14 protein-coding genes are annotated in these 16,676 nt (G+C 72.0%); 9 read left to right on the top strand and 5 right to left on the bottom strand.

The window, feature by feature from the left end:
• Nucleotides 1-248: 248 nt before the first annotated feature.
• Genes ABD907_RS04715 through ABD907_RS04705 form a run of 3 tightly spaced genes read right to left on the bottom strand, consistent with a single transcriptional unit; the run spans nucleotide 249 to nucleotide 3,873 of the window.
• Nucleotides 249-1,175: a MaoC/PaaZ C-terminal domain-containing protein gene (locus ABD907_RS04715; RefSeq protein WP_345215307.1), complete on the bottom strand. Its 927-nt coding sequence runs from the start codon at nucleotides 1,173-1,175 to the stop codon at nucleotides 249-251.
• Nucleotides 1,175-2,545, bottom strand: coding sequence for a 3-oxoacyl-ACP reductase (locus ABD907_RS04710; RefSeq protein ID WP_345215306.1), 1,371 nt, complete (start codon nucleotides 2,543-2,545; stop codon nucleotides 1,175-1,177). The genes ABD907_RS04715 and ABD907_RS04710 overlap by 1 nt, the downstream gene beginning before the upstream one ends.
• Nucleotides 2,545-3,873 (bottom strand): acetyl-CoA C-acetyltransferase, encoded by a 1,329-nt coding sequence (locus tag ABD907_RS04705; protein WP_345215305.1) that lies wholly within the window; start codon nucleotides 3,871-3,873, stop codon nucleotides 2,545-2,547. Before ABD907_RS04705 ends, ABD907_RS04710 begins: the two co-directional genes overlap by 1 nt.
• Nucleotides 3,874-3,945: 72 nt before the next feature.
• Between ABD907_RS04705 and ABD907_RS04700 the strand changes: the two genes are divergently transcribed.
• Both ABD907_RS04700 and ABD907_RS04695 read left to right on the top strand, forming a co-directional pair.
• Nucleotides 3,946-4,680, top strand: a complete 735-nt coding sequence (locus tag ABD907_RS04700) for a TetR/AcrR family transcriptional regulator (protein WP_345215304.1) — start codon at nucleotides 3,946-3,948, stop codon at nucleotides 4,678-4,680.
• Complete coding sequence (locus ABD907_RS04695) at nucleotides 4,677-6,812, top strand: acyl-CoA dehydrogenase family protein (RefSeq protein ID WP_345215303.1); 2,136 nt, start codon at nucleotides 4,677-4,679, stop codon at nucleotides 6,810-6,812. The genes ABD907_RS04700 and ABD907_RS04695 overlap by 4 nt, the downstream gene beginning before the upstream one ends.
• Nucleotides 6,813-6,821: 9 nt before the next feature.
• Here the strand turns inward: ABD907_RS04695 and ABD907_RS04690 are convergent, their stop codons facing one another.
• The gene (locus ABD907_RS04690; RefSeq protein WP_345215302.1) at nucleotides 6,822-7,889 is read right to left on the bottom strand and encodes a DUF2804 domain-containing protein; all 1,068 of its coding nucleotides are present in this window, start codon (nucleotides 7,887-7,889) and stop codon (nucleotides 6,822-6,824) included.
• A 68-nt stretch (nucleotides 7,890-7,957) separates the two neighbouring features.
• On the opposite strand from ABD907_RS04690, the gene purL reads away from it, so the two are divergent.
• Genes purL through ABD907_RS04670 form a run of 4 tightly spaced genes read left to right on the top strand, consistent with a single transcriptional unit; the run spans nucleotide 7,958 to nucleotide 12,115 of the window.
• Nucleotides 7,958-10,294, top strand: coding sequence for a phosphoribosylformylglycinamidine synthase subunit PurL (gene purL, locus ABD907_RS04685; RefSeq protein WP_345215301.1), 2,337 nt, complete (start codon nucleotides 7,958-7,960; stop codon nucleotides 10,292-10,294).
• A 27-nt stretch (nucleotides 10,295-10,321) separates the two neighbouring features.
• Complete coding sequence (locus tag ABD907_RS04680) at nucleotides 10,322-11,056, top strand: DUF8175 domain-containg protein (RefSeq protein ID WP_345215300.1); 735 nt, start codon at nucleotides 10,322-10,324, stop codon at nucleotides 11,054-11,056.
• Between the two features lie 17 nt (nucleotides 11,057-11,073).
• The gene (locus tag ABD907_RS04675) at nucleotides 11,074-11,802 is read left to right on the top strand and encodes a copper homeostasis protein CutC (protein WP_345215299.1); all 729 of its coding nucleotides are present in this window, start codon (nucleotides 11,074-11,076) and stop codon (nucleotides 11,800-11,802) included.
• Between the two features lie 4 nt (nucleotides 11,803-11,806).
• The gene (locus tag ABD907_RS04670; RefSeq protein ID WP_345215298.1) at nucleotides 11,807-12,115 is read left to right on the top strand and encodes a thiamine-binding protein; all 309 of its coding nucleotides are present in this window, start codon (nucleotides 11,807-11,809) and stop codon (nucleotides 12,113-12,115) included.
• Between the two features lie 2 nt (nucleotides 12,116-12,117).
• Here the strand turns inward: ABD907_RS04670 and ABD907_RS04665 are convergent, their stop codons facing one another.
• Entirely contained in the window at nucleotides 12,118-13,491 is a 1,374-nt protein-coding gene (locus ABD907_RS04665; protein WP_486334055.1) for an MFS transporter, read from the bottom strand.
• Between the two features lie 228 nt (nucleotides 13,492-13,719).
• Between ABD907_RS04665 and ABD907_RS04660 the strand changes: the two genes are divergently transcribed.
• The 3 genes from ABD907_RS04660 to ABD907_RS04650 all read left to right on the top strand — a co-directional run bounded on the left by ABD907_RS04660 (nucleotide 13,720) and on the right by ABD907_RS04650 (nucleotide 16,674).
• Nucleotides 13,720-15,867, top strand: coding sequence for a bifunctional metallophosphatase/5'-nucleotidase (locus tag ABD907_RS04660; RefSeq protein WP_345215296.1), 2,148 nt, complete (start codon nucleotides 13,720-13,722; stop codon nucleotides 15,865-15,867).
• A gap of 113 nt (nucleotides 15,868-15,980) precedes the next feature.
• The gene (locus ABD907_RS04655; RefSeq protein WP_345215441.1) at nucleotides 15,981-16,352 is read left to right on the top strand and encodes a sterol carrier family protein; all 372 of its coding nucleotides are present in this window, start codon (nucleotides 15,981-15,983) and stop codon (nucleotides 16,350-16,352) included.
• The gene (locus ABD907_RS04650; protein ID WP_345215295.1) at nucleotides 16,339-16,674 is read left to right on the top strand and encodes a hypothetical protein; all 336 of its coding nucleotides are present in this window, start codon (nucleotides 16,339-16,341) and stop codon (nucleotides 16,672-16,674) included. The genes ABD907_RS04655 and ABD907_RS04650 overlap by 14 nt, the downstream gene beginning before the upstream one ends.
• Nucleotides 16,675-16,676 lie beyond the last annotated feature (2 nt).

Genomic DNA, 16,676 nt, shown 5'->3' with positions numbered 1-16,676 from the left:
AGGGGCATCGGCGCCAATGTGTGTATGTGCACAAGCGTGTGGACAGCCGCGGTGGATAACCTGACCTGATGGTGAACAAGCGCTGACGCGGTACCCAACGCCGCTGGTCATGCGGCCGAGGCGTTATCCCCAGGTAGCGACCGCGACCCGTGCACAACTTCCTCACGACACCGGCGAACCCGGCCACCGTGGTGATGGCTGCGACCACGTGCGGTTCGACCGGCCGGGCGGCCGGGCGCCGCCGGTGGCTAGAGCGCCTCGACCCGCCCGGTCAGGTGGACGGACTTGGACCGTCGGCTCCACACGGCGTGCTGGCCGCTCGGGTCGCACGCGTACTCGACCGTGGCCGGCAGCAGCACCGGCTTGGCGAAGTCCACCGTCCAGACGAACGGACGACGGCGCAGCGCTGCCGGCGTCCCCGCCAGCGCGCGGGACGCGGTGTACATCCCGTGCGCGATCGGCCGCTTGAACCCGAAGAGCCGAGCCCCGAGCCGTGAGACGTGGATCGGGTTGCGGTCGCCGGAGACCTCGGCGTAGCGGGCGGCGACTCCGGACAGGCGCCAGACCGCCGTCGGCTCCGACGGTGGCTGCGGGCGCTCTGCCCTGTCTGCACGCTCCGGACGCTCGGTCGCCGGCCTCAGGGGCAGCCCCTTCGGCGGCCGGCCCTTCGCCAGGTAGGTCGAGGCGCCCCGCCACGCGAGTGTGCCGTCGTAGGTCACCTCGGTGACCAGGTCCACGGTGACCCCGCGCGCGTGCTCCCGGGCTTCCTGCGCCCAGGCCCGCACGGTCACCGTCTCGTCCAGGTCCAGCCGGTGGTGCTGCTCGACCCGGTTGGCCACGTGGACCATGCCGAGGACCGGTAGCGGGAAGTCCTCCCGCACCATGACCGCCATCGCCAGCGGGAACGCCAGGACGTGCACGTACCCGGCCGGCAGCTCGTCCGTGCCCGGCTCGCCGACGAGGTGCTGGTAGTCCGAGAGGCCGGCGGCGTCCGCCCGCACGCCGTCGACCCGCAGCGCCACCTTCGGCAAGTCGTGAGCGACGGGCTTGGCGAGCACGAGGCGGCCGGTCCGGGCCATCGCCGTGGCGTAGAGCTTGCCCAGCGACGGCATCGTCGGCAGCAGCTCTTCGCGATAGCCGGCCGGCGGACCGTGGCCCGGACGTCGGTGCGTCATCACTGCCCCACCATCATCTGGCCGCACACCCGCAGGGTCTGCCCGTTGATGCCGCCCGCCTGCGGGGAGGCGAGGAACGCGATCGCCTCGGCCACGTCGACCGGGTGCCCGCCCTGCTGCAACGAGCTGCCCCAGCGGGCGATCTGCCGCGGCACGGGCGGGATGGAGGCCGTCATATCCGTCTCGATGAACCCCGGGGCGACGGCGTTCGCGGTACCGCCCGCGTCAGCCACCTGCCCGGCGAGCGCGCGCGTCATCCCGATGATCCCGGCCTTGGCCGTGGCGTAGTTCGTCTGACCCCGGTTGCCCGCGATGCCGGACGTGGAGGCGAGCGAGACGATGCGCGGAGCGGCGCCGTCTCCGCCGAGCGCTCCCGGCGCGGCGAACGTCTCGTTCATGCGCAGCGGCGCAGCGATGTTCACGGCGAGCAGGCCCTCGAACTTGTCCGGCGTCATGTTGGCGAGCAGCTTGTCCCGCAGGATGCCGGCATTGTGCACGACGATGTCGAGGTGTCCGTAGCGGGCCCGGACGACGTCGAGAATGCGTTGGGCGGCGTCGTCGCGAGTGACGTCGAGCTGCAGCGCGGTGCCGCCCACATCGTTCATCACGGCGCTGAGCGACTCACCGGCGGCCGGCACGTCGACGCCCACGACCCGCGCGCCGTCGCGAGCCATGACCCGCGCGACCTCGGCACCGATGCCGCGTGCGGCACCGGTGACGACGGCGACGCTGCCGACCAGCGGCCGGCTCCAGTCGGCCGGCTCGCTGCCGCCGTCGGTGCCGACCGTGATGAGCTGGCCGTCGACGAACGCGGAGCGGGCCGAGAGCAGGTACCGCAGCCCCCCGCGGACCGACGGCGCGGAGACGCCCACGCCGTCGGCGAGGACGAGGCCGTTGCCCGTCGCGCCGGCGCGCAGCTCCTTGGCGACGGAGCGCAGGAAGCCGTCCACGCCGTTGCGGGCCGCGGCCACGGCCGGCTCGGCCCGGTCGACCGTGCGGGAGATGGTGACCACCCGCGCACCCTTGGCCAGGCGGCGCAGCACGGACCCGAGCGCGAGCGCGGGCTCGGAGAGGTCGTTCGGGTGGCCGAGGCCGGTGAGCACCACGATGACGGCGCCCCAGCGGTCGTGCTCGCCGAGGCGGGTGTCGCGGCGGACGTCGAGGTCCCAGCCGAGCAGGTCGCCGGCGACCGCGTCCGCCTCGGTGGTGGAGGCGGCGTCGGAGAGGACGAGGACCGGCCCGGTCGTCAGCGGGGTGTCGACCGACGCCGGATCGGTGCGGCGCAGCCGTACCGGCTTGGGCAGCCCCAGCTTCTTGGCGAGCTTCGCGGGCGCGCCCGTGTTCACGAGCTCGAGATAAGTGTCGGTCATCACGCGGCCTCCAGGATCATCGTGACGGCCTGGCCGCCGGCGGCGCAGACGGAGATCAGGCCGCGTGCCTGCTGGCCCGTGCGGACCTCGGACTCGCCGCGCTCGTGCAGGAGCTTGGCGAGCGTGCCGACGATCCGGCCACCGGTGGCGGCGAACGGGTGCCCGGCCGCCAGGGAGGAGCCGGTGACGTTGAGTCGCTCCCGGTCCACCGAGCCGACCGGGGCGTCCAGCCCGAGCCTGGTCCGGCAGAACTCCTCGTCCTCCAGCGCCGCCAGCGTGGTCAGCACCGTGGCGGCGAACGCCTCGTGGATCTCGACCAGGTCGAAGTCGGCCAGGGACATCTCGTTGCGGGCTAGGAGGGTCGGGATGGCGTACGCACCGCCCATGAGCAGGCCCTCGCCGCCGCCCACGAAGTCTGTCGAGGCCACCTGAGCGTCCACCACGTGCGCGAGGACCGGCAGTCCTCGCTCGGACGCCCAGGCGTCGGAGCTCAGCAGGACGGTGGAGGCGCCGTCGGACAGCGGCGTGGAGTTCCCGGCGGTCATCGTCGCGGGTGCGTCCGCGCCCTTGCCGAAGACGGGCTTGAGCTTGCCGAGCTTCTCCATCGAGGTGTCCGCGCGCAGCGACTCGTCCCGCGTCAATCTGCGGTACGGGGTGACCAGGTCCTCGAAGAAGCCGCGCTCGTAGGCCGCCGCGAGCCGCTGGTGGGACGTCAGCGCCAGCTCGTCCTGGCTCTCTCGGGAGATGCCCCACCGGGTGGTGGTGAGCGCCTGGTGCTCACCCATGCTGAGCCCGGTGCGCGGCTCCGCGACGTCGGGCGCGACGGGCGCGAGGTCTGCGGGACGCAGGCCGGTGAAGGCCTTGAGGCGGTCCGGGAGGGTCTTGGCTCGCGAGGCCTTCAGCAGCGCGGCACGGAGGCGGTCGGAGACGACGATCGGGGCGTCGGAGGTGGAGTCGACACCGCCGCCTACGCCGACCTCGGCCTGGTCGAGCGCGATCTTGTTGGCGACGCCGATGATGGCCTCGAGGCCGGTGCCGCACGCGCGCTGGACGTCGTAGGCGGGGGTGCGGGCGTCGAGGGCGGAACCCAGGACGACCTCCCGGGTGAGGTTGAAGTCCCGCGAGTGCTTGAGGACGGCACCCGCGGCGACCTCGTCCAGGCGCTCGCCGGCGAGGCCGAAACGGGCGACGAGGCCCTCGAGGGCGGCGGTCAGCATGTCCTTGTTGGTGGCGGCGGCGTACGCGCTGCCGGCCTTGGCGAAGGGGATCCGGTTGGCGCCGATGATGGCGGCCCGACCGGTCCTGGGGGTTGAGGGCGCTGTGGCCACGTCGTCGTCCTCGTCTCTCTGTCGGGAGCGAACGTGCTATCGGTACCGACAGTACCTGATACCGTCAGTAGCGTGATACCGATCACCGACCTGCCGCCGGTCGACGGCCGTGCCGCCCGCTGGGCGGACCACCGCGCCGCCCGCCGTGCCGAGCTCGTGCGCGCCGCCCGCCATGCCGTGCACGAGCTGGGCCCGGACGTCTCCATGGACGAGATCGCCGCGCACGTCGGCACGTCCAAGCCGATCCTGTACCGCTACTTCACCGACAAGACCGGGCTCCAGGTCGCCGTCGGCCAGGCCGTGCTGGCCCGGATGCGCGAGGTGCTGGAGGAGGCCGCGGCGGCCGCCGGCGGGCCGCGGGAACGCATCGCGGCCATGGTTGGCGTCTACCTCGAGATGGTGGACGCGTCGCCACACGTCTACGCCTTCGTCACCCGGCCCGAGGCCACCGCCGGCGAGCTGCGCGGATTCGTCGCCCAGGTCTGCGACCTCGTCGTCGACTCGCTGCTGCCCGCCCTGCTCGGTGACCTCGACGACCCCGCGCCCCCGGCTCGCCACGAGGTCGACGACGACACGCTCGTGGCTGCCCGACTGTGGGCCGCCGGCGTGGTCGGCCTGGTGCGCGGCGCCGTCGACCTGTGGCTCGGGGACCGGCTCGACACCGAGGACGACGGCGGACCCGCCGCCGACGTCGACCGCGACGCCCTGGCAGCACACCTGTCCGGCTGGCTCTGGGACGGCGCCGTGGGCGTCCTGCGCCGGTCTCGCAACGCCACCACCCTCAGAGAGGACCGGAGATCCCGATGACGACAGCTCCCACCGCCGGCAGCCGCAGCGCCGGCACCCGAGGCGGGACGGCCGCATCGGCCGGCACGCCCTCCCGCGCGGAGGAGGGCATCGACGTCGCCGCCCTGGGCCGCCTGCTCGACGGCCGCTGGTGGAACCTGCGCCGCTCGGCGCGCGACCTCGCCCTCGACCCTGACATGCGCAAGATCGAGGGTCTGCCCACCGCCGACCATCGCGAGCGCGCCCTCCACCAGCTACACCTCCTCGCCGCGCAGGGCGAGGTGCACCGCGGCTTCCCGACCTCCGTCGGCGGCGGCGGCGACCCGGGTGGCAACCTCGCCGGTTTCGAGGAGCTCGTGGTCTCCGACCCGTCGCTGCAGATCAAGGCGGGCGTCCAGTGGGGCCTCTTCGGCTCCGCGGTCACGCACCTGGGCACCGAGGAGCACCATCGCCGCTTCCTCCCCGGCATCATGGACATGACCGTGCCGGGCTGCTTCGCGATGACGGAGATCGGCCACGGATCCGACGTCGCCTCCCTCGGCACCACGGCCACCTACGACCCGGGCACCGAGGAGTTCGTCATCGACACCCCGGTGACGGCCGCCCGCAAGGAATACATCGGCAACGCCGCGGACCACGGCATCGCCGCCGTCGTCTTCGCCCAGCTGATCAGCAAGGACGTCAACCACGGCGTGCACGCCTTCTACGTGCCGCTGCGCCGGCGGACCGATGACGGCTCGCTCGAGTTCCTCCCCGGTGTCGCCGGTGAGGACGACGGCCACAAGGGCGGCCTCAACGGCGTCGACAACGGTCGGCTCTGGTTCGACGGCGTGCGCGTCCCGCGGACCAACCTGCTCAACCGTTACGGCGACGTCGCACCGGACGGGACGTACTCCTCGCCGATCGCCAGCCCGGGCCGGCGGTTCTTCACCATGCTCAGCACGCTGGTGCAGGGCCGGGTCTCGCTCTCGGGCGCCGCCGTCGCGACGTCGAAGATGGCGCTCGCCATCGCGGTGCGCTACGGCACCGAGCGGCGCCAGTTCACCGCCGCCGACGAGCACCGCGAGGAGGTGCTGATGGACTACCAGCAGCACCAGCGTCGCCTGCTGCCGCTGCTGGCTCGCACCTACGCGGCGACCTTCGCCCAGTCCGAGCTCCTCGAGCGTTTCCACGGTGTCTTCGTCGGCGAGCACGACAGCGACGAGGACCGCCAGGATCTCGAGACGCTCGCCGCGGCGGCCAAGCCGGTCACCACCTGGCTCGCCCTCGAGTCGCTCCAGGAGGCCCGTGAGGCCTGCGGCGGCGCCGGCTACATCGCGGAGAACCGGCTGACCGGACTGTGGCAGGACATGGACGTCTACGTCACCTTCGAGGGGGACAACAACGTCCTGCTCCAGCTGGTCGGCAAGCGCCTGCTCACCGACTACGGCAAGGAGATGGCGCAGGTCGACATCGCCGGCGCCGTCCGCTGGGTCGCCGAGCGCGCCGCCGACATGACCCTGCACCGCACGCCGCTGCGCCGCACCGCCCAGTCGATCCGCGACAGCGGCTCGCGTGCCCGCTCGGCCGGTCAGCTCAGGGAGGCGGACACCCAGCGCGAGCTGCTCGAGGACCGCGTCGAGGCCATGATCGAGGAGATCGCGCTCGCGTTGCGGTCGGTACGCAAGGCGCCGCCTGCCGAGGCGGCCGCCCTGTTCAACGCGCACCAGCACGAACTCATCGAGGCCGCCCGTGCGCACGCCGAGCTGCTGCAGTGGGAGGCGTTCACCGCCGCGTTGCCGACCGTGCGCGACTCCGCCACGCGGGAGGTGCTCACCACGCTGCGTGACCTGTACGGGCTCACGCTCGTCGAGAAGAACCTCGCCTGGTACCTGATGAACGGGCGGATCTCGGCGCAGCGGGCCAAGACGGTCACCAGTTACGTCGACCGCCTGCTCACGCGGCTGCGTCCGCACGCCCGCGACCTCGTCGACGCGTTCGGCTACTCGCCGGAGCACCTGCGCGCCACCATCGCCACCGGGATCGAGCAGGAGCGGCAGGAGGAGGCGCGTGCCTACCTGCGTCGTCGCCGGGCGTCCGGGCAGGAGCCGGTGAACGAGAAGGTGCTGCACGCCGGCACCCAGCGAGCCGGGAGCGAGCCGCCGGCGACCTGACGGCGGGGCTCACCAGCGGTTCGCGACGTCCTCCGCGAACCCGACGAGGCCGTCGACGCTGCGGCGCTCGCCGTCGTCGTCGACCACCCAGCCGGACCACGTGCCGAACACTTGGTGCTGCACCGAGGAGATGATCCCGAGCCGGATGGCGGACGAGCGTTCCGCCCAGGGTTCGAGCCGGACGTCGACCCTCGGGCCGGTGATGAACCACGGGGCGGTGTAGTCGATCTCGTCGTATGCCCACGACAGGTCCTCGCCCACGTAGTGCAACCGACCGTCGAGGATCAACGCGTTCTCGGTGGAGCCGGTGCCGTCCGTCCACCTGCCGCCGAGCTGCAGACCCGTCACGACGCCGTCGACGACGCCCGAGCCGGTGGCCCAGTTCCACATCACCGAGTACGGCCAGCGGCCGCGGCCGACATCCATCACCGCCCAGGACGGTGCACCGGCGTCGATCAGCACCTCCCGGTCGTCGACCCACAACGTCCCGGAGACCGGCAGCGCGACGTCCTTGACCGTGTACTGGAACTGGCGGTCGCTCCACGGCACGACGACGCCCAGGGACTCGTGCCCCGCCGGGACGTCGATGCGCAGGTCGAGCCGGATGCGCGGCGTGACCACCCGTAGGCGGGCACCTGGCCGGGGCCCGGAACCCGTCGGGTCCACGGCGATCGCGAGGCGGCCCGCACGGGCACGCACGGGTCCGCCACCCACGGTGGCCGGCATCCGCACGTCCGCGCCGAGCGGTGTCGTGACCGAGCAGTCGATCTCCTCGTCGGTGGCACGGTCGAGCACCCACACCTGGTGGACGCCCGCGTAGTTCAATGACGAGACCGTGACGCTGACCACGTGCGTCGGGGTGATGGCGCACCAGTACTCCCACCGCTTCGTCCGGCTCCACATGGCCGCTCGACCCAGGGCGTCGCCGAGCGCTCTGCCGCCCGCGGCGCGGTCCGCGGGCCCGCTGAGCCGCAGGTTGGCGCGGTGCAGCGGCGTGCGGGACCAACCCACCGCCGCCGGGTTGAGCGCACCCGAGGGCAGGCACAGGTCGACGGGCTCCGTGATCTCGGGCAGCACACCTCATCATCGCCCAGCCCCCGGGCGCACGCCCCGGAAACGGGTGCTGCCCCCGGTAGAATCAACCGGTGACCGCTCCCGCTGACCACCCGGCCACCCAGACCGCCGCCTCCGCACCCGACACCGTCGAGCGGGCCGCCGCCTCCCCGGACGAAGTTCTCCCGTACGCCGGGCTGGGCCTCAAGCGCGACGAGTACGACCGCATCGTCGCCCTCCTCGGCCGCCGCCCCACCGCTGCCGAGCTGGCCATGTACTCGGTGATGTGGTCCGAGCACTGCTCGTACAAGTCCTCGAAGGTGCACCTGAGCCAGTTCGGGGACAAGACCACCGACGCGATGCGCGAGCACCTCCTGGTCGGCATCGGGCAGAACGCGGGCGTCGTCGACATCGGCGACGGCTGGGCCGTGACCTTCAAGGTCGAGTCGCACAACCACCCGAGCTTCGTGGAGCCGTACCAGGGCGCCGCCACCGGCGTCGGGGGCATCGTTCGCGACATCATCTCCATGGGCGCCCGGCCCGTGGCGGTCATGGACCAGCTGCGCTTCGGCGCCGTCGACCACCCCGACACCGCGCGCGTGGTGCACGGCGTCGTCGCCGGCGTCGGCGGCTACGGCAACTGCCTGGGTCTGCCCAACATCGGCGGTGAGACCGAGTTCGACGCCTCCTACCAGGGCAACCCACTCGTCAACGCCCTGTGCGTCGGCGTGCTGCGGCACGAGGACATCCACCTGGCCAACGCCTCCGGCGCCGGCAACAAGGTGGTCCTGTTCGGCGCCCGTACCGGTGGCGACGGCATCGGTGGTGCCTCCATCCTCGCGTCGGAGACCTTCGAGGACGGGATGCCCACCAAGCGGCCCAGCGTCCAGGTCGGCGACCCCTTCATGGAGAAGGTCCTCATCGAGTGCTGCCTCGAGCTGTACGCCGCGCACGTCGTCGAGGGCATCCAGGACCTCGGCGCCGCCGGCATCTCGTGCGCCACCTCCGAGCTGGCCTCCAACGGCGACTCCGGCATGCACGTCGACCTCGAGAACGTGCTGCTGCGCGACCCGTCCCTCAACGCCGGCGAGATCCTCATGAGCGAGTCGCAGGAGCGGATGATGGCCGTCGTCGCGCCCGACAAGCTCGACGAGTTCCTCGCCGTCACCGGCAAGTGGGACGTCGAGACCGCCGTCATCGGTGAGGTCACCGGGGACGGCAGGCTCACCATCGACCACCACGGTCACCGCATCGTCGACGTCGACCCCAAGACCGTCGCCCACGAGGGGCCGGTCTACGACCGCCCGTACGCCCGTCCGGCCTGGCAGGACCGGCTCGCCGCCGACACGGCAGCCGCGCTGGCCCGCCCGAGCGACGCCGCCGCGCTGCGCGACCAGATCCTCGCGCTCGCGGGCTCGCCGAACCTGGCATCGGCGGCATGGGTCACGGACCAGTACGACCGGTACGTCCAGGGCAACACCGCCCTCTCCCAGCCCGATGACGCCGGCGTGGTGCGAGTCGACGAGGCCACCGGGCTCGGGGTCGCCGTCGCCACCGACGCCAACGGCCGCTTCACCAAGCTCGACCCGCGCACGGGTGCGGCGCAGGCGCTCGCCGAGGCGTACCGCAACGTTGCCACGGTCGGCGCCCGCCCGCTCGCCGTCACCGACTGCCTGAACTTCGGCTCGCCCGAGGACCCGGACGCCATGTGGCAGCTCGTCGAGGCCATCACCGGCCTCGCGGACGCCTGCCAGGAGCTCGCGATCCCCGTGACCGGGGGCAACGTCTCCCTCTACAACGGCACCGGCGAGCCGGGCCGGATCGACTCCTCCATCAACCCGACGCCGGTCGTCGGCGTACTGGGCGTCCTCGACGACGTCGCCAGGGCCACGCCGTCGGGCTGGACCGAGACCGGCCGAGCGGTCTACCTGCTGGGGACGACCGCGGAGGAGCTGGACGGGTCTGTCTGGTCCGACGTCGTCCACTCTCACCTCGGGGGCGTACCGCCGCGCGTGGACCTCGAGGCCGAGCGGGCACTCGCCGAGGTCCTGACCGGTGCTGCCGGCGGGACCGCGCACGCCGCGCACGACCTCTCCGCCGGCGGCCTGTCGCAGGCCCTGATCGACGCCGTCACCCGGTTCGGGGTGGGCGCCGAGATCGACCTGATCGGCGTGCTCGAGCGTGACGGCATCGACGCCGCGACGGCCCTGTTCTCCGAGTCCGGTGCCCGGGCCCTGGTCGCCGTCGCCACCGGGCAGGAGCCCGTGCTCGAGGAGCTGTGTGCCGCCCGCGGCGTGCCGGCCCTGCGAATCGGCACCACCGGCGGCGACGAGCTGCGCCTCGGCCTGCCGGGCGGGGCCGCGGTCGACCTTCCGGTGAGCGAGCTGCGCGAGGTCTCGGCGGGTACGTTGCCGCGCCATTTCGCCTGACCCGGCGCCAGGGACGAGGAGCACCCCATGTCGACCACCACACCTCCCGCACCGCGCCGCCGTCTCCTGCTCGGCGCCGTGGCGGCGCTCGGTCTGATGCTCGGCGCGTGCACCTCCGACGATGAGCCCACGTCAGGTGGCGATGACCAACCCACCTCCGAGTCACCCAGCGGCGAGTCACCCAGCAGCGAGTCACCCAGCGGCGCAGCACCCACCAGCGAGGCTGCGGACGCGAGCGTGTGCGGTCTGTCGGTGAAGCCGGACGTCGATCCCGCTGCCCTCGATGTCGACTGGGTCGAGGATTCCCATCTGGGCTACCCGGCCTCCGAGCAGGCCGGGCCTGCCGCCACCGCCGAGGCGGGCTACCGCTACTGCTACCAGCACAGCACGGGCGGCGCGCTGCTGTTCCTCGCCAACGGCCTGGCCCAGGCGGTGAACCCGGACCTGGTGGAAGCGTTCGCCGAGTACGCGGTGGCCGACGGACCTCGTCGCGAGGAGATGCTCGACCGGGTCCGAACGGTCGACGTCGGCCCCTACGACCCGGTGATCGCCGGGTACGCCGTCCGAGAGGCAGACGAGGACAGCGCCAGCATCGCCATCGTGGTCGAGGCCGGTGAGGAGGACGGCCCGCCGCACCTGGTAGCGGTCACCGCGGACCTCGTCTGGCGGGACGGCGACTGGAAGCTCAGCAGCGAGAAGGCGCAGAGCGTCAGGTACGAGCTCGTCCACAGCCTCGACGACTACGTCGCATGGGGGCCGTGAGTCCCACGCGTGGGACCATGACCGAGATGCTTCTCGAGATCGCGGTAGGTGACGTCGAAGGCGCGCGAGTCGCCCGAGCATCCGGGGCCGATCGGATCGAGCTCTGTCAGGCTCTGCCGCTCGGCGGGCTCACCCCCAGCGTCGGACAGACCGAGCTCGCGGCGTCCTTGGAGATCCCGGTCCGTGTACTGGTTCGGCCGCGCGCGGGCGGCTTCCGGTACACCGCGACCGAGGTCTCGGCGATGGTGCGCGACGTCGAGACGCTGATCGACGCGGGGGCATCCGGAGTCGTGATGGGAGCGTTGGCGGAGGACGGGTTGGACGGTCGCACGCTCAAGCTGTTGACCCGCGCGACCGAAGGGCTCCCGGTGGTCGTTCACCGGTGCGTCGACGTGCTCCTCGGTGCCGGCCGGCTCGACCCGGCACGCCTCGTCGACGATCTTCTCGCCTGCGGGGTCTCTGGCCTGCTCACCTCGGGCGGGGTCCCTCGCGCCCTCGAGGGCGTCCAGGTGATCGAGGCAGTCGCGGAGGCTGCGGTGGGTCGGCTGGAGATCATCGCCGCAGGAGGGGTACGTGCCGACCATGTCCCCGCCCTGCGCGACGCCGGCGCCACCGCGGTCCACCTCAGCGCCTCCGCCGCGACGACTGCCGGTCCGACGGGCCCCGGTGGCGGGGACGACACCTTCACGACGACGGATGCCGGCCGTGTCGCCGCGGCTCGGTCCGCCGTCGGCGCCCTACTCTGAGCGCATGCTGGTCGCCTTCTCCGTCGCCCCGACCACCCCGGACACTCCCGACGGGTCGGTGAGCGCCGCCGTCGCCGAGGCCGTCCGGATCGTTCGCGAGTCCGGTTTGCCGAACGAGACGACGGCGATGTTCACCACGATCGAGGGCGAGGACTGGGACGAGGTCTTCGGGGTGATCAAGCGCGCCACGGAGGCGGTGACCGCGGTCAGCCCGCGAGTGAGCCTGGTGATCAAGGCCGACATCCGGCCGGGCCACACCGGTCAGCTGACCGAGAAGGTCCGCCGCGTCGAGGACCGGCTCGGCGGCGTCTGACCTCAGCCGGCCGGGGCCAGCCGACGCCGGCGCAGCGCGTCGGTCAGCGCGGCGACAAGGGCCACGCCCAGCAGCGCCAACGTCACGATCAGGCCCTGGCTCATCGCGGGCCCGTACCCGTTGGCGGCGCCAGAGCTGTCACCGAGGCCCGCGAAGAACACGGACGCGATGATCGCGACGCCGATGGACGCGCCGATCCGCTGTGCGGTCTGCAGCACGCCACCGGCCGATCCACCCCGTTCTACCGGCACCTCGGCGAGGGTCAGCGTCTGGTTCGGCGAGATGACGATGCCGTTCCCGAGCCCGGCGAGGCCCAGGAAGGCGGCCATGGCCACCGCGGCACCCGGGCCGTCGATGGAGGCGACGACGAGGTCCACACCGATGATCCCGAGGCACATCACGACGATGCCACCGACGACCGTCCAGCGGCCGAAGCGCTGGACCAGGCGTCCGCTGCGCGAGGCCGAGAGCGCACCGAGCAGCGCGAAAGGCGTCAGCGTCAGCCCTGCCTGGAGCGCGGTGAGCCCGAGGCCCTGCTGGAGGTAGAGCGTGCCGAGCAGGAAGACTCCGGTGAAGCCACCGAAGTAGGCGGTGCCCACCACGATGCCGAACGAGAACGAACGGGTTCGCGCCAGGGACGACGTCACCACCGGCGAGCGGCCCGTCCGTTCGACCCGCCGCTCCCACAGGACGAAGGCGCCGAACAGGGCGGCACCGATGCCCACCAGCCACCAGGGCGAGCCGGTGCCCTGCCCCTCGGCTGCCACGACGAACGGCAGCATCACGCACACGACCGCTGCTCCCACGAGCGCCAGACCGACGATGTCGACGTCGAGCGAGGCCCGGCGCCGCGCAGGTCGTGCCGCCGGGATGTAGCGCAACGCGAGCGGGACCAGCGCCAGACCGATCGGGACGTTGACGAGAAAGACGGCGCGCCAGCCCTCGTCCTGGCCGAACATCGCGATGAGAACGCCCCCGAGCAGCGGACCGGTGGCGGTCGCGATCCCGACGGTCGCTCCGAAGTATCCGAACGCACGACCGCGCTCCGACCCCCGGAACAGCTCCTGGATCAGCCCGACGACCTGCGGGTTGAGGATCCCGGCGCTCAGTCCCTGCAGCAGCCGCAGCACCGCCAGCGCCTCGGCGGAGGGTGCGAGCCCGCACGCCGCGGAGAACACGACGAAGCCGACGAGGCCGGTGACGAACACCCCGCGCCGGCCGAGCACGTCACCGAACCGCCCGGCCGGGACGAGCATGAGACCGAACGCGAGGCTGTAGCCGGCGATGATCCACTGCAGCTCGCTCGGGTCCGCGTCGAGCGAGTCCTCGATGGATGGCAGCGCGACGTTGGCGATGGAGACGTCGAGGAGCGTCATGAATCCTGCGCCCAGGCAGACCGCGAAGGCGCGCCACCGGGCGCGCTCGGACACCGGGTCGGTGGGCGCGGGAGAGGTCACCACCCTGGTCTAGCACCTCGGCCAGCCGAGCGGTCGAGTGAACGCTCCGTGAACTTTGACCATGGAGCACCGGAACCGTGATCCGGGCCCCGTCCGGGCCGTTAGCATCCGAGCGAACCCCGCTCCCCATCCTCCGAGGTCTCCCTGATGCGATCCGCACGCGCGCGCCGCCGCGCAGCCCCCGTGCGCCCGGCTGCCACGCTCGGTGCCCTGTCCCTCTGCGCCGTCGGTCTGACCGCCCTGCCCGCGGCGGCGGACACCGTGACCACGACCCCGATGAGCGTCGAGGCGGACGGCTCTGTCTCCGTCGACGTGCTGGCCGTCACCGATCTCCACGGACACATCGAGACGACAACCGACGAGGACGACGGGACGATCGAAGAGCCCGGTGCAGCCCTGTTGGCAGGCGCTGTCAACTCCTTCCGCGACGCGAACGAGGACACCGTCTTCGTGTCCGTCGGTGACAACATCGGGGGCTCAGCCTACGTCTCCGGCGTGCAGGACGACGTGCCCACGATCGAGATCCTCAACGAGATGGACCTGTTCACCTCGGCCGCCGGGAACCACGAGTTCGACCAGGGGTACGACGACCTCGCTGGCCGCGTGAGTGACCTCGCAGAGTTCAGCCATCTTGCTGCCAATGCCGGAGGTACGCCCCTGGCCGAGTACGGGGCGGACGACGATCTGAGCCCGTACGACGTCTGGACCTCGCCGAACGGCGTGGATGTCGGCTTCGTCGGAGCCGTCACCACCGAGATGCCGAGCCTCGTCAACCCTAAGGGCATCGCCGGGATCAACTGGGAGGACGAGGCGCCGTCGATCAACCGGGCCGCCGACGCCCTCAGCGACGGCGACCCCGACAACGGTGAGGCCGATGTCGTCATCGCGCTCGCCCACGCGGAGCCGACTCGAGTCGCGGCGGGTCTCAACGCCAACGTCGACGCGCTGGTCGGAGGCCACACCCACACCACAGTCGATGACACGATCACCGGCATCGAGGGCAACCCTGTCGTCACGATCCAACCCGGCTACTTCGGATCCCACCTCGCTCACCTGGCCTTCACCTACGACCCGGCGGACGACTCCGTCGAGTTCGGCGACGCCGGGAACATCGATCTCGCGGCCGGCGGCTACGACCCAGACCCGGAGGTCGCGGCCCTGGTGGAAGCGGCCGTCGCCCAGGCCGACATTGCGGGCCAGGCGGTCATCGGAGAGGCCTCCGAGGACCTGCTCCGCGGCGCCGGAGGCGAGAACCGCGGCGTGGAGTCCACCATCGGGAACTTCCTCGGTGACGTGGCGCTGTGGAGCGCCAACCAGATCTCCGGCGCGGACATCGGCGTGATGAACTCGGGTGGCGTCCGCAACGACTTCTCGGCGGGTGAGGTCACGTACAAGGAGGCCTACGACGTCCAGCCCTTCGGGAACACCATCGCGACCGTAGACCTGACCGGCGGCCAGTTGATCCAGGTGCTCGAGGAGCAGTGGCAGCCGGAGGGCGCTGACCGGCCGCTCCTGCGCCTGGGACTGTCCAGCAACGTGACCTACTACTACGACCCGAGCGCCCAGGCCGGGAGCCACATCACCCAGGTGCTGGTCGACGGCGAGCCGATCGACCCCGATGCGACCTACACGGTGGCCGGCAACAACTTCCTCCTGGCGGGTGGCGACAACTTCACTACCTTCACCGAGGGCGTGAACTACCTGGACACGGGGACCACCGACCTCCAGTTCTTGGTGGACTACTTCGCCGAGGTCGAGGCCGGGGCCGGGGCCGTGGCACCGGAGTACACGCAGCGCTCGATCGGAGTGAGCTTCGTCAGCGACCCGACGGCCACGTCCGGTGGCGAGGAGGTCGTGATCGAGCTGGCCTCGCTCTCGTTCACCAACGACGAGCCCAAGCCCGAGGCGGTCACCGTGCTGATGGACGGTACTCAGATCGGCGAGTTCCCGATCGACAACAGCGTGGTCCCGGACCTGGACGACACCGGTCGGGCGACCATCAGCTTCACCATGCCGGACCTGGAAGCCTACGAGGTGGGCGACGCCGTCACCTTCGAGCTCGTCTTCGGCGCCAACGAGGACAGCATGCAAACCGTCCCGCTGGAGCTCGAGGTGCTCGACGACGGCGGGCTGACGCCGGGCCAGGGGCCGACGACGGACGACGGGTCGCTCGAGACCCTCCCCGAGACCGGCGCGGGGACGACGATGCTGGGCGCCGTTTCCGCCGCACTGGTCCTGCTCGGGATCCTGACCATGGTGTCCGCCCGTCGGCGTCCGGCTGAGCGCACCTCCTGACACAGAACGCCAGCCGCGAGGTCGGGCCCGCCGGGTCCGGCCTCGCGCATGTCCTCGCTCGCCCCAGCGGTTACCGTTCAGGTGTGCGCCGACGGATCGACCAGAGCGAGGGCATGCGCGCCCTGTCCGAGTGGGTGCGCGCGTTCGACGGCGCCCGGACCCGGACGGAGCCGGACACGCGGACGGTGCGCAAGGCCGTCCGCTTCACCCTCGAGGAGCTGGCCGTGAGCTCGCCGGGCAGGTCGGTGGAGGTGCGCGTGCCGCCGGCCGGAGCGGTGCAGGCCATCGACGGCCCCCGGCACACACGCGGCACACCACCCAATGTCGTCGAGACCGACGAGAGCACCTGGCTCGCCCTGGCGACCGGCCGCCTCACGTGGGACGACGCCGTCGCCTCCGGCGGCGTGTCCGCCTCCGGCGCCCGGGCCGACCTCAGCCCGGTGCTGCCCCTGATCAAGGTAGGTTCGCAGCGTGACACAGCCTGAGTCCAAGGCGGAGCCCGAGGAGGTCCCGGTCGCGAAGGCCCTGGACCGCCGCAGGATGCGCCGTGCGCCGCGATACGGCCGGTTCATCCTCGTCGGGATCCTGCTCGGTGCGCTCGCGTCGCTCGTGCTCTCCGGTATGCCCGGGTCCAGCGGACTGAGCCGGAACGACCTGTTCTGGCTGATCTTCCTGGGCCTCGGGTTCTTCGGCGGCCTCCTCGGCGCGGCGGTCGCCCTGCTCGTGGACCGGGTGTCCCTGTCGAGCCGCGAGCACCGCATCGGCCGGCCCGCCGCCGGGAGCCAGCGCAACGAGGAGGAGAGCTGACC

Source organism: Georgenia halophila (assembly GCF_039541595.1).
Note: the sequence above shows the minus strand (reverse complement) of the source record. Positions and strands in the feature narration are given on the sequence as shown.

What these genes read in the sequence shown, in the direction of transcription:
- ABD907_RS04670 (WP_345215298.1), top strand. Translation starts at nt 11,807, where the DNA reads ATGCTGGTCGCCTTCTCCGTCGCCCCGACCACCCCGGACACTCCCGAC.
- ABD907_RS04680 (WP_345215300.1), top strand. Translation starts at nt 10,322, where the DNA reads ATGTCGACCACCACACCTCCCGCACCGCGCCGCCGTCTCCTGCTCGGC.
- ABD907_RS04660 (WP_345215296.1), top strand. Translation starts at nt 13,720, where the DNA reads ATGCGATCCGCACGCGCGCGCCGCCGCGCAGCCCCCGTGCGCCCGGCT.
- ABD907_RS04695 (WP_345215303.1), top strand. Translation starts at nt 4,677, where the DNA reads ATGACGACAGCTCCCACCGCCGGCAGCCGCAGCGCCGGCACCCGAGGC.
- ABD907_RS04715 (WP_345215307.1), bottom strand. Translation starts at nt 1,175, where the DNA reads ATGACGCACCGACGTCCGGGCCACGGTCCGCCGGCCGGCTATCGCGAA.
- ABD907_RS04665 (WP_486334055.1), bottom strand. Translation starts at nt 13,491, where the DNA reads ATGACGCTCCTCGACGTCTCCATCGCCAACGTCGCGCTGCCATCCATC.
- ABD907_RS04675 (WP_345215299.1), top strand. Translation starts at nt 11,074, where the DNA reads ATGACCGAGATGCTTCTCGAGATCGCGGTAGGTGACGTCGAAGGCGCG.
- ABD907_RS04710 (WP_345215306.1), bottom strand. Translation starts at nt 2,545, where the DNA reads ATGACCGACACTTATCTCGAGCTCGTGAACACGGGCGCGCCCGCGAAG.
- ABD907_RS04655 (WP_345215441.1), top strand. Translation starts at nt 15,981, where the DNA reads ATGCGCGCCCTGTCCGAGTGGGTGCGCGCGTTCGACGGCGCCCGGACC.